The organism is Agrococcus sp. Ld7 (assembly GCF_045064095.1).
In the GTDB taxonomy this organism is placed as follows: Bacteria; Actinomycetota; Actinomycetes; order Actinomycetales; family Microbacteriaceae; genus Agrococcus.
The window spans coordinates 24,691-45,010 of record NZ_JBISGY010000032.1 but is presented as its reverse complement, the minus strand read 5'-3'; the positions used below and the strand labels follow the sequence as shown (position 1 = coordinate 45,010).

Here is a 20,320-nt window from a genome sequence, read left to right as displayed (position 1 = left end):
GATCCTATGAGCGGTATCGACGGCGTGCGCGCCTGGATGCACTCGACCTTCTCCCCCGTCGACGAGCAGGTCACGGCCACGCTCGCGGCCGATTCCTGGCTGGTCGTCGACGGCCGAACGCTCGCCTTCGAGCGTCACCAGCGGCGATTCACCGATGCGGTGGAGCACGCGGGCGGCGATCCCGCCGACGCGCTGGCCGCGAGCGCGGCCGCGGCACGACTGGCGCCGAGCACGGGCCGCTGGTCGCCGCGGCTCGATCTGACCCCGGCGGGCATCCGGCTGCGCATCCGGCCGGCGCCGGAGCCGTCGCGGACCGTTGCCGTGACGACCGCGCAGCGAGACCCGAGATCGCAGCCGCTGCAGAAGGGCCCGGATCTCGCGGCCCTCGGCGAGCTGCAATCGGCCGAGTCGGCGCGCGTGGGTGCCGCGGTGGAACCCATCATCACGGTGGACGGCAGCATCGCCGAGAGCAGCTGGTCGGCGGTGCTCTGGTGGCGGGGCGATGCGCTCTGCATGCCGGATGCGCGCATCCCCCGCCTCGGCTCGGTGACGGCCGCCGTGCTGGTCGAGATCGCGCGCGCGGATGGCATCGAGGTGCGCGAGGAGGCAGCGTCTCCCGCCGACCTGGACGGCTGCGAGGTCTGGCTCGCGAACGCGCTGCGCGGCATCCGCGCGGTCTCCGAATGGCGGCACGGTCCGCACGTGGCTGCGGCGACGCGCGCCGATGCGTGGCAGCAGCGGCTCGAGCGGGAGCGCGATGCCGCGAGTGTGGTCTCGCGGTGATCGACGACGCCATCGGCAGCTTCCTCGACGCCATCGGCTCGGTCGATCCGCTGCTGCGCACGCTGCTCGCCGGAGTCGCCATGCTGCTGGAGACGAGCGTGCTGCTTGGCCTCGCGGTGCCGGGCGACACCATCGTGATCGTCGCAGCGCTCGCCGTCGAGGAGTGGCCGTGGTGGCTGGGCCTGATCGGGGCGGTCGTGGTCGGCTCGCTCGCCGGAGAGTCGATCGGCTTCGCCATCGGGCACTGGCTGGGGCCGAAGATCGATGCGTGGCTGGAGCGGCGCTGGCCGAGCGCGTCGGCGCGATGGCGACGAACGGAGCGGTACCTCGCTCGCCGCGGCGGTCCGGCGATCTTCCTGTCTCGCTTCCTGCCGGTCGCGCACTCGCTCGTGCCGCTCATCGTCGGCGCGTCCGCGATGCGCTATCGACGGTTCCTGGCCTGGACGATCCCCGCGTGCCTCATCTGGGCGACGGCCTACGCGAGCGCGGGGTGGTTGGCGGGTGACACGTATCGCGAGCTGGCGAACCGCCTGCACGGTGCGGGCTTCGTGCTCGTGGGCGTGGTGGCCGGCTTCATCGTGCTCGTGTGGCTGGCGAAGCGGGTGATCGCGCGGTTCGAGGCACGCCACCTCGAAGACGAGCCGCACGAGCGAACCGAGCGCGGGCTGTGACTGACGCCGCGCGGCTCAGGCGTCGGCGACCAGCCCCGAGAGCTGCTCGCGCGCGAGCCGCACGCCCATCGCCAGGTAGCGCGGGTCGCCGTCGGGGTCGTGCAGGAACGCGTAGGTGACGAGCGCGTCGAGCCCACCGATCGCCAGCTCGAGCTGCTCTCGCTGCGCCTCTTTGGCCTCCACGCCCCAGCGCTCGCGCAGGTAGCCCAGCAGGTCGTCGACGAACAGCGGCGCCACGGCGTCACGGTGCGCGGGGCCGAGATCCAGGCCCTCGCCCGCACGCAGCATCCGGAACGACGGCACGGTGCGGAAGGTCTCGATCATGGCGTCGATCAGCCCCTGCATCGCCTCGCTCCACGTCACGTGCGGCTGGCTCAGCTCGCGCTCGATCGCGAATCGCAGGCGCTCGAGGTTGCGCTCGGCGAGCGCGACCAGCACGGCGACGCGATCCGGGAAGTAGCGGTAGACGGTGCCGATCGACGCGCCGGCACGCTCGGCGACGAGGGCCGTCGTGAGGTGCTCGATGCCGTGCTCCACCACGACGGCGGCGGCTGCGTCGAGCAGCGTCTCCACGCGGTGCGCAGCCCTGGCCTGCACCGGCTCGTGCCGCACCGACAGCGACAGTGGCGGCGTGCGGTGATCGCTCATGCACTCATTCTGTCGCATCTTGCCTGCAAGAGTGAGAGCATCTCGCATATGTGCGGACGATACGTGTTGGCCACACCCGTGAGCGACCTCGTCGCCCTGTTCGAGATCGACGAGGCGAGCGACGCCCTGCCGGAGCCGAACTGGAACATCCCGCCCACCACCACGGTGCCGATCGTCGTCGAGCCGACCCCCCGTGACGACGGGCCGCCCATCCGTCGACTCGAGGCAGCCCGATGGGGACTGGTGCCCGCGTGGGCCGACGACGTGTCGATCGGGGTCCGCGCGTTCAACGCTCGCAGCGAGACGGCGGCTGAGAAGCCGATGTTCCGCGATGCGGTGCGCGAGCGCCGCGCGCTCGTGCCCGCGGACGGCTGGTACGAGTGGCAGCGGCAGGGTGATGCAAAGACGCCGTTCTACGTGCATGGCAGCGCACCGGTGTCGTTCGCGGGCCTCTACGCCTGGTGGAAGCAGCCGGACGGCTCGTGGCTGCTGTCGACCACGATCCTCACCACCGCCTCCGCCGGCGAGCTCGCCTCCATCCACGAGCGCATGCCGGTCGTCATCGCGCCGCAGATGCGGGATGCCTGGCTCGATCCCACCGAGGATGGCGAGGCCGCGCTCGGTGCTGTGGTCGCTGACGCGGCCGAAGCGGTCGCGAGCCTGACCGCCCACATCGTCGACAAGCGTGTCGGCAGCGTCCGCGAGCAGGGAGCCGAGCTGCTCAACCCGGCATAGCCGGCCATGCCGAGCCAGTAGGGTCGAGGAGCGTTCACGGCTCTGGAGGTCACGCATGGAGGAGCTCGATCCACTGTCTCGGATCCCCGAGCGCATCCGGCACACGGCCGCGCGCGTGGAGGACTGGATCCACGAGCACCGCGAAGCCAGCGCCCTGCGCGCGGGCCGCCTCCCGGCGATCGTCACCTACCCGGGCTATGGCGGTGACGGCTGGATGCGTGTGCTCGCGCGCGTGCTGCTCGTCGAACCGGGTGCGGAGCGCAGCGTGCACTATGAGAACGTGCGCGGCTGGCGCTCGTTCACCTCGCTCTCGCTCAACAGCATCGACGTGACGATCGACGCCGGTGGCGAGCGGCACGTCGTGGTCGCGGACCGCGGCGGCCTCGTGGACGCGATCGTGCCCGCCCGGCTCGATGCCGGCTGGCAGGAGATCACCCTGTCGGTCGCCGGATCGGCGCCGGTGGTGGCGAGCGTGTTCATCGTCGACCCCGCGACGCGCTTCGGCGTCGTGAGCGACATCGACGACACCGTGATGGTCACCTCGCTCCCCCGCCCGCTGCTCGCGGCGTGGAACGCGTTCGTGCTCGACGAGCACGGGCGCCAGCCCGTGCCCGGCATGGCCGTGCTCTACGAGCGGATCGCCAACGCGCACCCCGGCAGCCCCTTCGTCTACCTCTCGACGGGCGCCTGGAATGCCGCCCCGGCCCTCAGCCGCTTCCTCTCCCGCAACCTGTACCCGGCCGGCAGCATGCTGCTGACCGATTGGGGTCCGACGCACGACCGCTTCTTCCGCTCCGGCAAGGACCACAAGCGCAGGGAGCTGCGACGTCTCGCGCGCGAGTTCCCCGACATCACCTGGCTGCTCGTCGGCGACGACGGCCAGCACGATGAGGAGATCTACGGCGAGTTCGCGAGCGCGCATCCCGCGTCGGTGCGGGCGATCGCGATTCGTGAGCTCTCGGTGCAGGAGGCTGTGCTCGCGGGTGGTCGCAAGCACGCCGAGACGCGCTCGATGCACCCGTGGGTCTGGTCGCCCAACGGCGGCGGGCTGGCGAAGGAGCTTGCGGCGATCCCCGGCGTCGAGGTGCTGTGAGCGCAAGCCCGACCCCGCGCAGCATCGCTATCGCGCTCCTCTGGCGCGCCGACGGGGCGCTGCTGGTGACGAGCGCCGTCGAGCCGGGCACCGGCCGCACGCTCGTGCGACCGCCGGGCGGCGGCATCGAACCGACAGAGGCGGCGGCGGATGCTGCCGTGCGCGAGCTGCGCGAGGAGCTCGGTGTCGAGATCTCCGTCGGCGCTCCCCTGGGTGAGCTCGAGCACCGCATCGCCTTCGCGGGCCGCGACCTGCACGAGCTCGTGCACGTGTTCGCGGCCACGATGGCGGCGGATGCGGTCATTCCACCCACGACGGACGCGGGCCACCCGGTGTGGTGGCTCGAGCCCGAGCGCTTCGACGACCCCGCACTGGAGATCGTGCCCGCGGGGCTTCGACGGCTGCTCGGTGGCGCGGAGCCGCGCGACGGGAACTCGCAGCGCTAGCGAGCAAGGACCTCGCCAGCGCGACCGGCAGCCCGCATCCAGCCGCCCGACTCGGTGACGCGCACCGGCTCGTCGCCGAGGAAGCGCATCGCGACCAGCGCGGCCGCCTGCCCCGCGGTGAGTCCGCTCGGATCGACGCTGCGACCCCAGGCCGCGCGCTCCGCCCTGCGGCGCACCGGCTCGCCGGGTGACGCCGGCAGCGCGGCCTCGATGTCGGCCGCCGCCTGCGAGGCGAGCTCGCGGACCACGGCCGGATCGACGTCGCCCCGGTGCGCCCAGCCCCCGCGCGGCGGCGAGACCGCGGCCCACGCCGGTCGGCCCAGCGCATCCGGCACCTCGATATCGGCCCCATCGCGCAGCGCGTCGCGCAGCGCCGGCAGCGCGACCACACCGTCGAACCGCGCGGGCTCGCGCATGCGAGCCGCACGAGCGATGAGCACCGTAGGCCCGATCTCGAGCAGGCCGGAGGATGCGGTCATGGGCGTCGTCAGCAGCGCGACGCCTCCGTCGGCCAGCAGCCGCACGGTGCCGTCGCCGAACACCGCCGCTCGGTCGAGCAGCAGGACGAGGTCGGCTCGGGCGCGGTCGTCGAGCGAGAGTATGGCGTGCATGCGCTTCTAGACTAGAGCCGCCCGACCGGGCACGAGCTTCGTCGAGAGGACCGGCATGACCGAGAGCATCCGCATGCTGCTGGAGACGCTGACCCTGTCGGACACCGGCGCGCGCACGAACGAGGACATCTTCACGGGCGCGAGCCACCCGATGCCCGGAGGCCGGATCTTCGGCGGCCAGGTGATGGCGCAGGCCGTGGTCGCCGCGCAGCGCACCGTCGCCTCGGACCGCCGCATCCATTCCGTCCACAGCTACTTCGTGCGCCCCGGCGACGTCGAGCAGCCGATCACGCTGGCGGTGGAGCGCATCCACGACGGCCGCTCGTTCTCGACTCGTCGCGTGCAGGCCTACCAGAGCGGCGTGCCGATCATGTCGATGATCTCATCGTTCCAGGACGAGGATCCGGGCAGGAGCTCGCAGCACGCGATGCCGCAGGGCCTGCCGGGGCCGGACGAGCTGCCGAGCTCCGAGGAGCTGCTGGCGCCCTACGCCGCCAATCCGCACGCGCGGGCCGTGATCGCGCGCCCATTCGACATCCGCCACGTCGAGGGCCCGATCTACCTGCCCGACCCGGCGCGGCCGCGCAACGGGAAGCAGCACGTCTGGATCCGGGCCAAGGACCGCCTGCCGGACGACGACGCGCTGCACCGCGCGGCGCTCGCCTACCTCTCCGACTACGCGATGCTCGAGCCCATCGTGCGCGTGCACGGTGCCGCGTGGACGACGCCGGGGCTCAAGGCCGCGAGCCTCGATCACGCGCTGTGGTGGCACCGGCCCGCACGCGTCGACGAATGGCTGCTGCTGGAGCTCGAGACCAGCTCGTCCGGCGGCGGCCGCGGGCTCGGCCACGGCTACGTCTACGCCGCCGATGGCACGCACGTCGCCACGGTGGCCCAGGAGGGCATGGTGCGAGTGCCAGAGGACGACGCGAGCACGCCGTGACGGTCACGCCCATCGAGCCCGCGGAGGCGATGCGCGTCCTGCGCGATGCCCTGCCCCTGCACACCGAGCGCTTGCTGCTGCGCGCGCTGCGGCCGGCCGACATCGATGCGGTGCGCTCCTACCGCAACGCGTCGGGCCAGCGTCGCTGGACCTACACGCGCGACCAGACGGAAGCGGAGCTGATGGCGTGGACGGCCGGGGGCGCTCCGGTGTTCCTGCAGGATGGCGACGCCGCGCAGCTGGGGATCGTGCTCGACGGACGGCTCGTGGGCGACCTGATGGTGCGCCTCACGAGCCTCGCGAGCCGGCAGGCGGAGCTGGGCTGGATGATCGCACCGGAGGCGCAGGGCAAGGGCATCGCGGGCGAGGCGGCCGCTGCCGCACTCGAGCTGGCTTTCGCGATCGGCGCGCACAGGGTGACGGCGCAGCTGGACGAGCAGAACGTCGCCTCGCGCCGGGTCGCAGAGCGCATCGGCATGGCCCTCGAGGGGCGCTTCGTCGACGACGAGGTGAATCCCGCAACCGGCAGCTTCGGCACGTCCTTGATCATGGGCATCCGCCGGGCCGAGCGCTGACACGCAGGCTCGGCCGCGGCGGCGCGCGTCAGTTCTGCGGGAAGCCCAGGTTGAGGCCGCCGTGGCTCGGGTCGAGCCAGCGGCTCGTCACGACCTTCTCCTGCGTGTAGAAGTCGAACGCGTGCTTGCCGTAGGCCTTGCCCTGCCCGAAGATCGAGCGCTTCCAGCCACCGAACGAGTGGTAGCCGACGGGCACCGGGATGGGCACGTTGATGCCGACCATGCCCACCTGCACCTCGTTCTGGAACCGGCGGGCCGCGCCGCCGTCATTGGTGAAGATGGCCGTGCCGTTGCCGTACGGGTTCGCGTTGATGAGCTCGAGGCCCTCCTCGTAGGAGGCGACGCGCACGATCGAGAGCACCGGGCCGAAGATCTCGTCCTTGTACGCGTCGGAGTCGGTCGGCACGTTGTCGATGAGCGTCGGCTTCACCCAGAAGCCGTTCGGGTCCCCGTCGACCTCCGGGTCGCGGCCGTCGACGAGCACGTCGGCACCGTCGTCAGCGGCGGTCTGGATGTAGCCGACCACCTTGTCGCGGTGCTGACCCGTGATGAGCGGTCCCATGTCGTTGTCGCGCGTGCCGTCACCCGTGCGGATGGTCGCCATCTTCTCCTTGATCTTCGCGGCGAGCTCGTCGGCGATGACATCGACAGCGACGACGACGGAGATCGCCATGCAGCGCTCGCCCGCTGAGCCGAAGCCAGCGTTGACCGCGGCGTCGGCCGTGACGTCGAGGTCGGCATCCGGCAGCACCAGCATGTGGTTCTTCGCACCGCCGAGGGCCTGCACGCGCTTCCCGTGCTCCGAGCCCGTCCGGTAGACGTACTCGGCGATGGGGGTCGAGCCCACGAAGGAGATGGCCTCGACGTCCGGGTGCGTCAGGAGCGTGTCGACCGCCTCCTTGTCGCCGTGCACGACGGAGAGCACGCCGTCGGGAAGGCCGGCCTCCGAGAAGAGCTCGGCGATGAACACGGCAGCCGACGGATCCTTCTCGCTCGGCTTGATCACAACGCAGTTGCCGGCGGCGAGCGCGACGGGTGCGAACCACAGCGGGATCATCGCGGGGAAGTTGAAGGGGCTGATGATGCCGACGACCCCGAGCGGCTGGCGCAGCGAGTAGACGTCGACACCGGTCGAGGCGTTCTCCGAGAACTCGCCCTTCGTCAGCAGCGGGAAGGCCGTGGCGAGCTCGGCGACCTCGATGCCGCGCGTGATCTCGCCGAGGGCGTCGGAGTGCACCTTGCCGTGCTCCCGCGTGACGATCGTGGCGAGCTCGTCCTTGCGCTGCACGATCAGCTCGCGGAAGCGGAACATGATCGACTGGCGCTTCGCGATCGAGAGATCGCGCCATGCCGGGAACGCCGCCTTCGCGGCCGCGATCGCTTCGCCGACCTCATCGGCACTTGCGAGCCCGACCTCCGACACGACCTGGCCGATGGCGGGGTTGTAGACCGGCGCGGTGCGGCCCTTCCCCTCGCGCCGGGCGCCGGAGATCCAGTGCGGGATGGCAGTCGGCTCGGCCGGCTGCGCGGGGGTGTCGACGACGGTGTCGGTCATGGGATGTGCTCCTTGCTGCGGGTGCTACGTTGCGCTGCCAGCCTATCGAGCCTGGCGTTGCGCGCGAGCAGCCTAGGTCTGCTTCGCCCCGCGACGGAACACGATGGGCGCTTCGACGAAGGGCTCCCACGCGCGACGCTCCTCAGCGGTCAGGCGCCGCGGCTCGCCGCTCGCGGCGTCCAGCATCACCACGGTCGTCTGCGCGCGAGCGTAGAGCTGCGAGGCATCGGGTGAGCGCACCTCGTAGCAGACGTCCATCGACGCGCCGCCGAGCTGTCCGATCCAGGTCTCGACGATGATGGGCTCGCGATGGTGGGGTATCTCGGCGAGATACTCCGCCTCCTGCCTCGCGATCACCGTGACGGTGCTCGCGCCGGCGCCCGCGTCGATGATCGCCGTGGCTGGCGCGCCCTCGGAGCCTGCCCAGAACGCGACGATGCGGGCCTCCTCGAGCAGCGTCAGCAGCGATGCGTTGTTCACGTGCCCGTACGCATCCAGATCCGACCAGCGCACCAGCACGGGCACCGGCAGCCGCATCAGTCCCTCGTGAGCTTGCGGTACGCGGAGCGGTGCGGCTTCGCCGCGTCCGGGCCGAGGCGCTCGATCTTGTTCTGCTCGTAGGACTCGAAGTTGCCCTCGAACCAGTACCACTGCGCGGGGTCCTCCTCGGTGCCCTCGTAGGCGAGGATGTGCGTGGCGATGCGGTCCAGGAACCATCGGTCGTGCGTGATGACCACCGCACATCCAGGGAACTCGAGCAGCGCGTTCTCCAGGCTGCCGAGCGTCTCGATGTCGAGGTCGTTGGTGGGCTCATCGAGCAGCAGCAGGTTGCCGCCCTCCTTGAGCGTCAGCGCCAGGTTCAGGCGGTTGCGCTCACCGCCCGAGAGCACGCCGGCGCGCTTCTGCTGGTCGGGGCCCTTGAAGCCGAACTGGCTGACGTAGGCGCGCGACGGGATCTCGACGTTGCCGACCTGGATGTAGTCGAGGCCCTCGGAGACGACCTCCCACAGGTTCTTGTTCGGATCGATGTTGGAGCGGCTCTGGTCGACGTAGCTGAGCTTGACCGTCTCACCGATCTTCAGGTCACCGCCGTCGAGCGGCTCGAGGCCCACGATCGTCTTGAAGAGCGTCGTCTTGCCGACGCCGTTCGGCCCGATCACACCCACGATGCCGTTGCGAGGCAGCGTGAAGGACAGCCCGTCGATGAGCATGCGGCCGTCGAAGCCCTTCTCGAGCTCCTTCGCCTCCAGCACGACCGAGCCGAGACGCGGGCCCGGCGGGATCTGGATCTCCTCGAAGTCGAGCTTCCTGGTGCGCTCGGCCTCCGTCGCCATCTCCTCGTAGCGGGCAAGACGAGCCTTGGACTTCGCCTGCCGGCCCTTCGAGTTCGAGCGCACCCAGTCGAGCTCGTCGGAGAGCCGCTTCGCGAGCTTCGCGTCTTTCTTGCCCTGGATCTGCAGGCGCTCGGCCTTCTTCTCGAGATAGGTGGAGTAGTTGCCCTCGTAGGGGTAGAGACGACCGCGGTCGACCTCGCAGATCCAGCCGGCGACGTGGTCGAGGAAGTACCGGTCGTGCGTGACGGCCATGACGGCGCCCGGGTACTTCGCGAGGTGCTGCTCGAGCCAGAGCACGCTCTCGGCGTCCAGGTGGTTCGTGGGCTCATCGAGCAGCAGCAGATCCGGCTTCTCGAGCAGCAGCTTGCACAGCGCCACGCGGCGCCGCTCACCACCGGAGAGGTTCGTCACCGGCCAGTCGCCAGGCGGGCAGCGCAGGGCGTCCATCGCCTGCTCGAGCTGGGAGTCGAGATCCCACGCGTCGGCTGCGTCGATCTCCTCCTGCAGGGTGCCCATCTCAGCCATCAGCGCGTCGAAGTCGGCGTCGGGGTTCGCCATCTCGGCGGAGATCTCGTTGAAGCGGTCGATCTTCGCGGTGAGGTGGCCGAAGGCCCCCTGCACGTTCTCGAGCACGGTCTTCGACTCGTCGAGCTCCGGCTCCTGCATGAGCATGCCGACGGAGTAGCCGGGGCTCAGCTTCGCCTCGCCGTTCGAGGTGGTCTCGAGCCCGGCGATGATCTTGAGGATCGTCGACTTGCCCGCGCCATTGGGTCCCACCACGCCGATCTTGGCGCCTGGGATGATCGCGATCGTGACGTCGTCGAGGATTACCTTGTCGCCCACCGTCTTGCGGGCGCGGACCATCGAAAAAATGTACTCGGCCATGCCCTCAGTCTAGGCGGATCACGTCGCCGACCAGACATCGCCCGCTGGCGAGCGCTTCGGTTCGGATCGCCATGGGCGGCCCGTCGCCCACCTGGCCGATCAGGCAGCCGTCGTCGACGCGCGCCGCGATCTCCAGGAACGACACCGGGGCGCCCAGCGAGTCGAGCTCGCGGGTGCGCTCGAGGCTCGAACTCGGGAATCCCGCGGCCACCACCGCGTCGACCAGGGCATCGGGGTCGAGCGGCGAGCGCGCCTCAAGCGCATTGCGGAAGGCTGCGAGCTCGGGATCATCCCGCATCGCCTCGTCGGGCGCCGGGGTCGCGGCCGCCGTCGGCGACGCATCCTCCGCGGCTGAGTCGGCTCCTGGCGACGCCGAGCAGCCCGCGAGGATCACCGACGCGAGCAGCATGAGGGCCGCGGTCCGACGCACACGCCCTCCTTCGCCGCGAGTTGGGGAACCCGCCAAGCCTAGGGGCCGAACGGCACCTCGCCCGGCGTCGCCCAGACGGGTTGCGGCTCGGACGCGGATCGGTCGAGCGCACCTGCGGATGTCGACGACGCCAGCGTCTCGAGCGGGTCCTCCGAGAGGGGCTCGTCGTCGCTGTAACCGGGCCACGGCTGGTCGACGGCCGCTGCTGCGGCTGTCGCCGTGCCGGTGCGCTGGCGCAGAGCCGGTCCGAGGCGGAGGGAGTGGCCGATGTGCTCTGCCCGGATCTTGATGCTCGTGCCGCGCTTCTCGCCCGACTCCCACTGGTCGACCTTCAGCTTGCCGAGCACCACGACGACGTCGCCCTTGCGGAGCGAGGCACCGACGTGATCGGCGAAGCCTCCCCACGCCTCGACGGAGAACCAATTGGTGTGCCCATTGACCCAGGTCTCGCCCTCCTTGCGGCGCGACCTGCAGCCGATGCGGAACTCGGCGACGCGGTCGCCGTTCACGGACTTCAGCGTCGGGTCGCCTCCGAGGGACCCGACGACGGTGATTGCTTCGCTCATGCGACGCAGGATGACGCAGTGCGGTCGCGATCGACGCGCTGCTTCGAGCGACCTGTGGAGAACGCAGGGCACCGCATCGGCGCGCGGGATGCGTGTGGGTGGCCGGACGTAGCGTCGAAGACGACGGAGAGGATCTGCGATGGCCATCATGACCAGCGACCAGCGACGCATGGCGCCCACGGCGCCGCACGTGGCTACCCGCCGGGTGCGCGATGATCTCTGGCGCGTGAGCAGCGCCTCCGGCCTCACGCTCGGCTACATCGCCCAGGTCGACGCCCGGTCCGGGCTCGTGTTCGAGGCGCGCAGGCTGCTGCCGGGCGGCACGACGCTGCTGCCGATCGGCACGGGCTGGGCGCTCGAGGACGCACTCGCCTGCTTCACCGGTCCCTGAGCCCGCGCCCGTGCGTCCGCGCCGACGAGCAGTGGGGCCGAGGCGTACGCCCCGACCCCACCACCGCGCGATCCGCTCAGACGGTCGCGGCGACCTGCTGGATCGCTGAGATCTCGATCTCGACGTCGACGTCGTCGGACAGCATGACGCCGCCCGTCTCGATCGCGACGTTCCAGCTGATGCCGAACTCGCTGCGCTTCACGCGCGTGCGAGCCGATGCGCCCGCGCGGACGTTGCCGAACGTGTCGGGGCCGATGCCACCGAACTCCACCAGCAGCGAGACGGGCTTGGTCACGCCACGCAGCTGCAGATCTCCATCGATCATCAGGTCGTCGCCCTCGACGCGCGCGCCCTTCGAGACGAAGGTCCACTCGGGGTACTCGTCCGTTGCGAAGAAGTCATTGGAGCGCAGGTGCGCATCGCGGTCCGCGTTCTTGGTGTTGATCGTCTTCGGGTCGACCGTGGCCGTAATGGTCGACTCCTCCGGCTGCTCGCCGAGCACGATGGTGCCCTCGAGCCCTTCGATCTCGCCGCGCACCTTCGCGACCATCATGTGGCGCACCGAGAAGGTGACGTTCGAGTGGGAGCTGTCGATGACGTAGGTGCCTGCCTGGTAACCGGGGATGCTCTGCAACATGGGTGATGCCTTTCTGTGTTCGGAAAGTCTTTCACAATCGAACAACCAGGCAGGTGTCGCGGCTATTCCCGGAGCTGGAGGATTCGTCTCGCGGCCGTCATTCACCGTGCAGCAGGTGCTTGCCCTCGGCGCGGTTCAGCAGCATCCGCCGCGCGACCCAGATGCCGAGCACGAGCACGACGGCGCCGATCACCACCCACTGCAGCGTGTCCATATAGGGCTCGATCGCGTGGTAGTTCGCACCGAGCGTCACGCCGACCATGATGAAGATCGTGTTCCAGATCGCGGAGCCGACCGCCGTGAGGCCGAGGAACAGCAGCACGGGCATCTTCTCGATGCCCGCGGGGATCGAGATCAGGCTGCGGAAGATCGGCAGGAATCGACCGAAGAGCACCGTCTTCCAGCCGTGCTTGGCGAACCACGCGGTGGTCTTTTCGATGTCGCTCGCGCGCACGAGCGGCATCTTCGCGGCGATCCGCGAGAGCCGGTCGTGCCCGAGCAGCCTGCCGAGCAGGTAGAGCGCGAGCGCGCCCACCACCGAGCCGATCGTCGTCCAGATGATCGCCTCTGCGATCGAGAACGATCCCTGCGCGGCTGCGAAGCCCGCCAGCGGCAGGATGATCTCGCTCGGGATCGGCGGGAAGAGGTTCTCGGCGGCGATCGCGACGGCGGCACCGGGCGCCCCGATCGCGTCCATCAGGCCGACCGCCCAGCCGGCGACACCGGTGAGCGCTTCGGAGTCGGCAGCGGTCTGCGTCAGGGTTTCGAGCATCCGACCAGCCTAGAGCCGCATCGGTCCGACGCTGGCAGTGCTCGACTCGCTAGAGTCGAGTCGCCGTTCGGCACGCCCCCGTAGCTCAGCGGATAGAGCAGGAGCCTTCTAATCTCTTGGTCGCAGGTTCGATTCCTGCCGGGGGCACGGCGCGGGACCGGACCGAGATCCGCAACACGCCTCTGGCGCTCGTAGGTGGCCCGACGCATCCTGGCGTCATGCTCGTCGATCTCGCACCCCTGCCCGCTCCGCGCCGCGACCGCCCAACGCTGCCGAAGGGCTACGGCCTGCCGGAGGATGACGCCGGACTGCTGGAGTGGGGCGAGGTGGAATCCCGGCTCGCGGCTGCGCACCACTACTGGCTCGCGTCGGTTCGACCCGATGGGCGCCCGCACTCGATCCCGCGCTGGGGCGTCTGGGTGAATGGCCGCTTCTGGTACGACGGCTCCCCGGACACGCGCCACGCGCGCAACGCGGAGCGGAATCCAGCGGTCACACTGACGCTGGAGGACGGCAAGGAGGCGGTGATCGTCGAGGGCATGTCGCTCGCAACCCGCGCCGACCCCGCGGACCTCGGGGCGCGGCTCGCTGCAGCCTTCGAGAAGTACCGTGACGACGGCTATGCGCCTGGGGCCGACGCATGGTCGGGCGATGACGGCGGTGGCCTCAGGGTGATCACACCGTCGCGCGCAATGGCATGGTTCCGCTTCCCCCAGGATGCGACGCGCTTTTGCTGGTGAGCGCCGCGGACCCGCACGATGGCAGGCTGGGGGCATGACCGCCGCACTGCTGTTCGACATGGATGGAACGCTGATCGACTCGGAGCCCATCTGGCACGAGCAGATGCGTGCCTTCGCCCGCGAGCATCGCATCGAGTGGACCGCCGAGGACGCGCACTGGACGACCGGTCGGCCGATGGTCGAATGGGCAGATCGGATGCGCGAGCGCGGGGTGCAGATGGAGCCCGCATCGATCATCGAGGCGATCGCCGGGTCGGTGGCCGACCTGGTGCGCGAGGATGTGCCGTGGCTGCCGGGCAGTCGGGCGCTGCTCGCCCGGGTGGCAGCAGCCGGCATCCCGGCCGCGCTCATCACGAACGCGTCGGGGGCGAATGCCCGGGCAATGCTCGACGTCGCGCCCGAGGGTGCGCTGCGGTTCGCGGTCTCGGCCGATGATGTGGAGCGATCCAAGCCCGACCCGGAGCCCTACGCGCAGGCTATCCGCAGGCTGGGTGCCGACGCATCCGCTTGCATCGCCTTCGAGGATTCGGGAAGCGGGGCGCGAGCAGCGGTCGCAGCCGGCGCTCGCCTGTGGTTCCTCACCACGCAGCTCACCGAGTCGCCGGTGCCGGCGGAGCGCACGATCGGCACGCTCGCCGACATCACGGCCGACGAGCTCTTCGCGGCGCTCGCCTGATCACGCATAGACTCGCGACGTGGCTGTGAGTGATCGGATCGTCTGGATCGACTGCGAGATGACGGGTCTCGACCCACGGGTCGACGAGCTCGTCGAGATCGCGGTGGTCGTCACCGACTTCGAGCTCGAGGTGCTCGATCCCGGCCTCCAGCTCGTCATCAAGCCGTCGGATGCAGCGCTCGAGCAGATGGACGACTTCGTCCGGAAGATGCACGCGACAAGCGGGCTCGACCGCGAGATCCCCGACGGCGTCGCGCTCGCCGAGGCAGAGCTCGACGTGCTCGCGTACGTGCAGCGCTTCGTGCCGCTCGAGCGCTCCGCTCCCCTGGCGGGCAACACCATCGGCACCGATCGCGCGTTCCTCGCGCGCTACATGCCCGCACTCGACGGCTTCCTGCACTACCGATCGATCGACGTGTCGAGCGTCAAGGAGCTCTCTCGCCGCTGGTTCCCCCGGGCCTACTTCCAGGCGCCCGAGAAGGCCGGCGGCCACCGCGCGCTCGACGACATCCTGGAATCCATCCGCGAGCTGCGCTACTACCGCGCGGCGGTGTTCACGGATGCCCCCGGTCGCACGACCGAGGAGCTGCAGCAGATCTCGGCAGCGGTGACCGAGGGCTTCGGCACGCACCTGCCGGCCTGAGCCCGATTCGGTGTTCGGCGGCGCAATGTCGTAGACTGTCCGAGTTGCGCCTTGGGCGCACATGGTGGGTATAGCTCAGTTGGTAGAGCGCCGCCTTGTGGTGGCGGATGTCGCGGGTTCAAGTCCCGTTACTCACCCCAGACGGGTCAGGTGTGAACTTTCGACCAAGGGACCACCCTTGGAGGAAGTTCGCACCTGGCCCTCTTTCTTTGCCTCGGCGGCCCAGGTGAGAGCGTCGGCTTGCAAGTCGGCGTCGCTCAGTCCGTCGTATGGAGTGCGGTAGCCGACGCGCACGTCGTTGTCCTCGTCGACGTAGATCGCTTTGAACAGCGCCTGGTTGCACAGCCGGCGGTTCGCGTCGTCGGCGTTGGCATAGATGTCGGCGACGTTGGACAGCAGCTCGAGCGAGTCATCGAGATTCGCGCGCGCCTCCGCGTAGTGACCGTGGTGCGCGAGGTATCCGGCACGGCCCCCTGCGCCACGATCACCAGATCCGAGCGCAGCTCGCTGCCGTCATCGAGCCTCACGCCCGTGTGCGAAGCGGACGGCAGCAGTGCGGTCACGGCTCGCCCGAAGTGGATGTCGACGTGCGCGGCATGCAGGTCGCGCAGCTGCGTCGCGATCGGGCGCCCGAGCACGCGCGTGAGCGGCACGTCCGATCGCGCGACCAGTTGCACACCGGCGCCGGCCGCAGCGAAGTAGCTCGCGACTTCCGATCCCACCAGGCCGGCGCCGAGCACTGTCACGGCGCGCCCGGCGGGATCGTCGCCGAGGTGGTCGCGGATCCGCATGGCGTCGTCCGCACGATGCAGCGAGAAGACACCGGGACCAGCACCGCCGGGAAGCGGCCTTGGCGAGCTGCCCATCGCCAGCAGCAGCGCGCGGGACGTCAGCGCTCGCCCGTCCTGGAGGCGGGTTGCGGGCCGAGTCTCATCCACTACGATCCCACGACCTCGCACGAGATCGATGTCGAGCGGCGTCAGATCTTTGAGCGCCGCCTGCTCGACGGTGAGCAGGCCGGGCAGGATCCCCTTGTCGACCAAGGTCCGGTTGTAGGGCGGATGCGGCTCGTCCTGGACGATGCGCACGGAACCGGCAAAGCCCAGCGCACGCAGAGCCACCGCTACCGAGTGTCCGGCAGCGCCGGCTCCGACGATCAAGACGTCCGACTCAAGGATCAACATGGCGCTCATCTCCCCCTCTTGACGGCATACCCCCTCTGGGTATATCGTCGTGCCAACCAATACCCCCCGGGGGTACCTTGTCAAGTGTGAGGAAGACACCATGAGCAGCTCCGAGTTCCAGGTCACCGGCATGAGCTGCGGCCACTGCGAGGTCGCGATCCGCGGCGAGGTCGAGCAGGTCGCGGGTGTCGAGAACATCGAGGTGAGCGCGCAGACCGGCCGGCTCGTGGTCACCGGCTCGCAGCCGGTCGACGATGCGGCGATCCTCGCCGCGGTCGATGAGGCCGGATACCAGGCGGCACCGATCCGATGAACACCGTCGGCCGCTTGGTCATCTACGGTGCCGGCCTCGCGCTGGCCTTCGGCGGAACCTTCGCCATCGCCGCCGCCGTCGTCCCGGACGCCACCGTCGCCGCCTGGTCGCAGGACGATCGAGGCGCCCACAGCGATCCGGCCACCAGCACGACCGCGCCACCCGCGACCACGCGGGAAGAACAGGAGATCGACGTGAGCGGACTGACCATCGCCCAATCAGGCTTCATGATCGGGCCGATCCAGACCCCCGCAGTGCCGGGCGAGACCAGCACCCTCTCGTTCCAGATCCTCGACCCAGCCGGTGCACCCGTGACGGCGTTCGAGACTGCCCACGGGAAGGACCTGCATCTGATCACGGTCCGCACCGACGGCGCCGGGTACCGTCACGTGCATCCGGAGCTCGATCCGGCGACGGGAACGTGGTCGCTGCCGTGGACATGGGAAGCCGCCGGCAGCTATCGGGTGTACGCCGACTTCACGACGCCGGACGCCACGACCGTCACGCTCTCCCGCATGATCGACGTGGCCGGCACGCTCGAACCGCAGCCGCCGGCCGGCGTCAGCCTTCGCGACAACGTCGACGGCTTCGATGTGACGATCACCGGCGAGCTGGCGGCGGGCAGCGCGAGCGATCTGACCGTCGAGGTGACCCGGGACGGTGACCCCGTCGCCGATCTCGAGCCCTACCTCGGCGCCTTCGGGCACCTGGTCGCCCTCCGCCAGGGCGACCTCGCGTACCTGCACGTGCATGCGCACGGCGACGAGCCGCAGCCCGGCGACCTGGCAGGCCCCGGCGTGTCGTTTACGGCGGAGGTGCCGACCACCGGTCTCTACCTGCTGTATCTCGGCTTCCAGGTCGACGGACAGGTGCACACCGCGCAGTTCGTGCTCGACGCAATCCCCCCGTCGGGCAGCGCGGGCATCCCCGACGCGCCCGCCGGCGGCACCGACGATGACGCTGATCACGACGGGCACTGACCACCTTTCCTACCCCGGGATCCGCACTGCGCGCCCGACGCCCCGACGCCCCGACGCCCCGACGAGGAGACGATCATGACTGACCCGCAGCCGACAGCCGCAGCTTCCCCCACCAGCATGGAGCTGGAGATCGGCGGGATGACGTGCGCATCCTGCGCGATGCGGATCGAGAAGAAGCTGAACAAGCTCGACGGCGTCACCGCGACCGTGAACTATGCGACGGAGAAGGCCAAGGTCTCAGCACCCGCGGACTTCGATCCCGCGCTGCTGATCGCCGAGGTGGAGAAGACCGGCTACACGGCAGCGCTCCCCGCCCCAGACCGGCCGTCGATGCTGGACGACGAGAGCGAGGCTCCGGATGCTGAGCTGGTCAGTCTGCGGCACCGGCTGATCGGCTCCGTCGTGCTCACCGTCCCCGTGATCGCCATGGCGATGGCGCCGGCGCTGCAGTTCACCTACTGGCAGTGGCTCTCGCTCGCGCTCGCCGCGCCGGTGATCGTGTGGGGCGCGTGGCCGTTCCACAAGGCGGCGTGGACGAACCTGCGGCACGGGGCCGCGACGATGGACACGCTCATCTCCATGGGCACCAGCGCGGCGTTGCTGTGGTCGCTCTACGCCCTGTTCTTCGGCACCGCCGGCGTCCCCGGCATGACCCACGCGTTCGAGCTCACCGTCGCTCCCAGTGACGGTGCCGCGAACATCTACCTGGAGGTCGGCGCCGGGGTGACGATGTTCATCCTGGCTGGCCGCTACTTCGAGAAGCGCTCCAAGCGGCAGGCTGGCGCGGCGCTGCGAGCGCTGCTCGAGCTGGGCGCGAAGGACGTCGCCGTGCTCCGCGACGGCGTCGAGGTGCGCATCCCGACCACAGATCTCGCCGTCGACGACGAGTTCGTCGTCCGGCCCGGGGAGAAGATCGCCACCGACGGCACGGTCGTCTCCGGCACCTCCGCGGTCGACGCCTCCATGCTCACCGGCGAATCGGTGCCCGTCGAGGTCGGAGCGGGCGACACCGTCACCGGAGCCACCGTCAACGCCGGCGGCCGCATCGTCGTGCGCGCCACGCGGGTCGGCTCGGACACGCAGCTCGCCCAGATGGCGAAGCTCGTGGAGGACGCGCAGTCCGGCAAGGCCGACGTGCAGCGCCTCGCCGACAGGGTCTCCGGCATCTTCGTGCCGATCGTGATCGCCATCGCCGTGGCCACGCTCGGCGCCTGGCTCGGCGCCGGCTTCCCCGCCGCGGCCGCATTCACCGCCGCCGTCGCCGTGCTGATCATCGCCTGCCCCTGCGCGCTCGGCCTCGCGACCCCGACCGCGCTGCTGGTGGGCACGGGCCGCGGTGCCCAGATGGGGATCCTCATCAAGGGACCGGAAGTGCTCGAGTCCACGCGCCGCATCGACACCATCGTGCTCGACAAGACCGGCACCGTCACCACAGGGAAGATGACCCTGACCGATGTGCACACCGCCGTCGGCACCGACCGGACCGAGCTGCTGCGACTCGCGGGCGCCCTGGAAGACGCCTCCGAACACCCGATCGCCCAGGCCGTCGCGAAGGCCGCGGTGCAGGAGTTCGGGACACTGCCGACCCCGGAAGGCTTCACGAACATCGAGGGCAAGGGAGTGCAGGGCGTCGTCGACGGGCACGCGGTCATCGTCGGCCGCGCGTCGCTGCTGGCCGACTGGTCGCTGCACCTTTCCGCCGAGCTCGCCGAGTCGAAAGCCGCGGCCGAGCGGCAGGGCAAGACAGCGATCGCGGTCGGCTGGGACGGGCAGGCGCGCGGCGTGCTCGTCGTCGCCGACGCCGTCAAGCCCAGCAGTGCCGCCGCCGTGGCGCAGTTCAAGCGCCTCGGGCTGACCCCGGTGCTGCTCACCGGTGACAACCAGGCGGTCGCCGAGCAGATCGCCACCGAGGTCGGCATCACCGACGTGATCGCCGAGGTGCTGCCGCAGGACAAGGTCGACGTCGTCACCCGTCTGCAGCGCGAGGGCAAGGCCGTCGCGATGGTCGGCGATGGCGTCAACGACGCCGCCGCGCTCGCCCAGGCCGACCTGGGCCTTGCGATGGGCACCGGCACTGATGTCGCGATCGAGGCATCGGACATCACGCTCGTGCGCGGCGACCTGCGCAGCGCCGCCGACGCCATCCGGCTCTCCCGGAAGACGCTCGGCACCATCAAGGGCAACCTGTTCTGGGCCTTCGCCTACAACGTCGCCGCGATCCCGCTCGCCGCCCTCGGCCTACTCAACCCCATGCTCGCCGGCGCGGCGATGGCGTTCTCGAGCGTCTTCGTCGTCGGCAACAGCCTCCGCCTGCGCAGCTTCACGAGCGAGGCGGTGGACCCCACACCGACCGCCACGACCGCGCCGCCCCCCGCAGCACGGCCGATAGCTGTCGACACCCATCACTGAGAGGAACCCCCATGTCCAACACCACCGGTCACCACGATGACGCCGGCCACCACGGTCACACCGACCAGCACGAAGATCACGGGCACAGCCACAGTGCCACCGATGCTCACGGGCACGTCACCGCGTCCGCGGATGAGATCGCCGAGTGCCCGGTGATGCCCGGCAGCACGGTCTTGAAGGCGGACGCCGAGGCCGCGGGCCTCGTCCGCGACTACGACGGCGCCCGCTACTACCTGTGCTGCGCCGCCTGCGGGCCCCTGTTCGACGCCGATCCCGCGAAGTACGCCGCCGAGGTCTGAG

At 70.2% G+C, this 20,320-nt stretch carries 25 protein-coding genes and 2 tRNA genes; 17 read left to right on the top strand and 10 right to left on the bottom strand.

The genetic code is table 11. From position 1 onward, the window contains the following. Positions 1–6: 6 nt before the first annotated feature. Both ACJJVL_RS09365 and ACJJVL_RS09360 read left to right on the top strand, forming a co-directional pair. A complete protein-coding gene (locus tag ACJJVL_RS09365) occupies positions 7–783 on the top strand; it encodes an aminotransferase class IV (protein ID WP_405218362.1) in 777 nt (258 codons plus the stop codon). Next, positions 780–1,454 carry a DedA family protein gene (locus tag ACJJVL_RS09360; RefSeq protein ID WP_405218360.1) on the top strand — a complete coding sequence of 225 codons (675 nt, stop codon included), beginning with the start codon at positions 780–782 and terminating at the stop codon, positions 1,452–1,454. The genes ACJJVL_RS09365 and ACJJVL_RS09360 overlap by 4 nt, the downstream gene beginning before the upstream one ends. A gap of 15 nt (positions 1,455–1,469) precedes the next feature. Here the strand turns inward: ACJJVL_RS09360 and ACJJVL_RS09355 are convergent, their stop codons facing one another. Further along, positions 1,470–2,102: a TetR family transcriptional regulator gene (locus ACJJVL_RS09355; RefSeq protein WP_405218359.1), complete on the bottom strand. Its 633-nt coding sequence runs from the start codon at positions 2,100–2,102 to the stop codon at positions 1,470–1,472. 48 nt (positions 2,103–2,150) lie between these two features. On the opposite strand from ACJJVL_RS09355, the gene ACJJVL_RS09350 reads away from it, so the two are divergent. The 3 genes from ACJJVL_RS09350 to ACJJVL_RS09340 are packed head-to-tail and all read left to right on the top strand — an operon-like array spanning position 2,151 to position 4,376. Beyond that, positions 2,151–2,837: an SOS response-associated peptidase gene (locus ACJJVL_RS09350; RefSeq protein ID WP_405218357.1), complete on the top strand. Its 687-nt coding sequence runs from the start codon at positions 2,151–2,153 to the stop codon at positions 2,835–2,837. A gap of 55 nt (positions 2,838–2,892) precedes the next feature. Continuing rightward, the gene (locus tag ACJJVL_RS09345) at positions 2,893–3,930 is read left to right on the top strand and encodes an App1 family protein (RefSeq protein ID WP_405218356.1); all 1,038 of its coding nucleotides are present in this window, start codon (positions 2,893–2,895) and stop codon (positions 3,928–3,930) included. Beyond that, positions 3,927–4,376 carry an NUDIX domain-containing protein gene (locus tag ACJJVL_RS09340; protein ID WP_405218355.1) on the top strand — a complete coding sequence of 150 codons (450 nt, stop codon included), beginning with the start codon at positions 3,927–3,929 and terminating at the stop codon, positions 4,374–4,376. Before ACJJVL_RS09345 ends, ACJJVL_RS09340 begins: the two co-directional genes overlap by 4 nt. Here ACJJVL_RS09340 and ACJJVL_RS09335 read toward each other — a convergent pair. Further along, the gene (locus ACJJVL_RS09335) at positions 4,373–4,987 is read right to left on the bottom strand and encodes a hypothetical protein (RefSeq protein ID WP_405218354.1); all 615 of its coding nucleotides are present in this window, start codon (positions 4,985–4,987) and stop codon (positions 4,373–4,375) included. The genes ACJJVL_RS09340 and ACJJVL_RS09335 overlap by 4 nt on opposite strands. 55 nt (positions 4,988–5,042) lie before the next feature. On the opposite strand from ACJJVL_RS09335, the gene ACJJVL_RS09330 reads away from it, so the two are divergent. Further along, on the top strand, positions 5,043–5,930 hold the full coding sequence (locus ACJJVL_RS09330; RefSeq protein WP_405218353.1) for an acyl-CoA thioesterase: 888 nt from the start codon (positions 5,043–5,045) through the stop codon (positions 5,928–5,930). Continuing rightward, the gene (locus tag ACJJVL_RS09325; protein WP_405218352.1) at positions 5,927–6,505 is read left to right on the top strand and encodes a GNAT family N-acetyltransferase; all 579 of its coding nucleotides are present in this window, start codon (positions 5,927–5,929) and stop codon (positions 6,503–6,505) included. Before ACJJVL_RS09330 ends, ACJJVL_RS09325 begins: the two co-directional genes overlap by 4 nt. Positions 6,506–6,533: 28 nt before the next feature. Here the strand turns inward: ACJJVL_RS09325 and ACJJVL_RS09320 are convergent, their stop codons facing one another. The 5 genes from ACJJVL_RS09320 to ACJJVL_RS09300 all read right to left on the bottom strand — a co-directional run bounded on the left by ACJJVL_RS09320 (position 6,534) and on the right by ACJJVL_RS09300 (position 11,275). Further along, entirely contained in the window at positions 6,534–8,060 is a 1,527-nt protein-coding gene (locus tag ACJJVL_RS09320; RefSeq protein WP_405218351.1) for a CoA-acylating methylmalonate-semialdehyde dehydrogenase, read from the bottom strand. Between the two features lie 72 nt (positions 8,061–8,132). Continuing rightward, on the bottom strand, positions 8,133–8,597 hold the full coding sequence (locus tag ACJJVL_RS09315) for an acyl-CoA thioesterase (RefSeq protein WP_405218349.1): 465 nt from the start codon (positions 8,595–8,597) through the stop codon (positions 8,133–8,135). Further along, positions 8,597–10,279 (bottom strand): energy-dependent translational throttle protein EttA, encoded by a 1,683-nt coding sequence (gene ettA, locus ACJJVL_RS09310; RefSeq protein WP_405218347.1) that lies wholly within the window; start codon positions 10,277–10,279, stop codon positions 8,597–8,599. Before ettA ends, ACJJVL_RS09315 begins: the two co-directional genes overlap by 1 nt. A 4-nt stretch (positions 10,280–10,283) precedes the next feature. Beyond that, positions 10,284–10,709, bottom strand: a complete 426-nt coding sequence (locus ACJJVL_RS09305; protein ID WP_405218345.1) for a DUF6993 domain-containing protein — start codon at positions 10,707–10,709, stop codon at positions 10,284–10,286. 38 nt (positions 10,710–10,747) lie between these two features. Beyond that, positions 10,748–11,275, bottom strand: a complete 528-nt coding sequence (locus ACJJVL_RS09300; protein ID WP_405218343.1) for a single-stranded DNA-binding protein — start codon at positions 11,273–11,275, stop codon at positions 10,748–10,750. A gap of 139 nt (positions 11,276–11,414) precedes the next feature. Here ACJJVL_RS09300 and ACJJVL_RS09295 point away from each other — a divergent pair, with 139 nt between their 5' ends. Beyond that, positions 11,415–11,666 carry a hypothetical protein gene (locus tag ACJJVL_RS09295; RefSeq protein ID WP_405218341.1) on the top strand — a complete coding sequence of 84 codons (252 nt, stop codon included), beginning with the start codon at positions 11,415–11,417 and terminating at the stop codon, positions 11,664–11,666. Positions 11,667–11,742: 76 nt separating this feature from the next. Here the strand turns inward: ACJJVL_RS09295 and ACJJVL_RS09290 are convergent, their stop codons facing one another. After that, positions 11,743–12,303, bottom strand: a complete 561-nt coding sequence (locus ACJJVL_RS09290) for a YceI family protein (protein ID WP_405218339.1) — start codon at positions 12,301–12,303, stop codon at positions 11,743–11,745. Positions 12,304–12,400: 97 nt separating this feature from the next. Continuing rightward, positions 12,401–13,075 (bottom strand): DedA family protein, encoded by a 675-nt coding sequence (locus ACJJVL_RS09285; protein ID WP_405218338.1) that lies wholly within the window; start codon positions 13,073–13,075, stop codon positions 12,401–12,403. A 74-nt stretch (positions 13,076–13,149) separates the two neighbouring features. Between ACJJVL_RS09285 and ACJJVL_RS09280 the strand changes: the two genes are divergently transcribed. From ACJJVL_RS09280 to ACJJVL_RS09260, 5 genes are all read left to right on the top strand, one after another. Continuing rightward, a tRNA-Arg gene (locus ACJJVL_RS09280) sits at positions 13,150–13,222 on the top strand. A 71-nt stretch (positions 13,223–13,293) separates the two neighbouring features. Further along, entirely contained in the window at positions 13,294–13,815 is a 522-nt protein-coding gene (locus ACJJVL_RS09275) for a pyridoxamine 5'-phosphate oxidase family protein (protein ID WP_405218336.1), read from the top strand. 34 nt (positions 13,816–13,849) lie between these two features. Beyond that, positions 13,850–14,491 carry an HAD family hydrolase gene (locus ACJJVL_RS09270; RefSeq protein WP_405218335.1) on the top strand — a complete coding sequence of 214 codons (642 nt, stop codon included), beginning with the start codon at positions 13,850–13,852 and terminating at the stop codon, positions 14,489–14,491. Between the two features lie 58 nt (positions 14,492–14,549). Then, positions 14,550–15,134 carry an oligoribonuclease gene (orn, locus tag ACJJVL_RS09265; RefSeq protein ID WP_405218465.1) on the top strand — a complete coding sequence of 195 codons (585 nt, stop codon included), beginning with the start codon at positions 14,550–14,552 and terminating at the stop codon, positions 15,132–15,134. A gap of 64 nt (positions 15,135–15,198) precedes the next feature. Further along, positions 15,199–15,274, top strand: a tRNA-His gene (locus ACJJVL_RS09260). A gap of 117 nt (positions 15,275–15,391) precedes the next feature. On the opposite strand, the gene ACJJVL_RS09255 is transcribed toward ACJJVL_RS09260, so the two are convergent. Further along, positions 15,392–16,327: an FAD-dependent oxidoreductase gene (locus ACJJVL_RS09255; RefSeq protein WP_405218333.1), complete on the bottom strand. Its 936-nt coding sequence runs from the start codon at positions 16,325–16,327 to the stop codon at positions 15,392–15,394. Between the two features lie 91 nt (positions 16,328–16,418). Between ACJJVL_RS09255 and ACJJVL_RS09250 the strand changes: the two genes are divergently transcribed. The 4 genes from ACJJVL_RS09250 to ACJJVL_RS09235 all read left to right on the top strand — a co-directional run bounded on the left by ACJJVL_RS09250 (position 16,419) and on the right by ACJJVL_RS09235 (position 20,319). After that, positions 16,419–16,631, top strand: a complete 213-nt coding sequence (locus ACJJVL_RS09250) for a heavy-metal-associated domain-containing protein (protein ID WP_405218331.1) — start codon at positions 16,419–16,421, stop codon at positions 16,629–16,631. Then, positions 16,628–17,611 carry a heavy-metal-associated domain-containing protein gene (locus tag ACJJVL_RS09245; protein WP_405218330.1) on the top strand — a complete coding sequence of 328 codons (984 nt, stop codon included), beginning with the start codon at positions 16,628–16,630 and terminating at the stop codon, positions 17,609–17,611. The genes ACJJVL_RS09250 and ACJJVL_RS09245 overlap by 4 nt, the downstream gene beginning before the upstream one ends. 75 nt (positions 17,612–17,686) lie before the next feature. Beyond that, positions 17,687–20,020, top strand: coding sequence for a heavy metal translocating P-type ATPase (locus tag ACJJVL_RS09240; RefSeq protein ID WP_405218329.1), 2,334 nt, complete (start codon positions 17,687–17,689; stop codon positions 20,018–20,020). Positions 20,021–20,031: 11 nt separating this feature from the next. After that, positions 20,032–20,319, top strand: a complete 288-nt coding sequence (locus ACJJVL_RS09235; protein ID WP_405218327.1) for a hypothetical protein — start codon at positions 20,032–20,034, stop codon at positions 20,317–20,319. The last annotated feature ends 1 nt before the right edge of the window (position 20,320 follow it).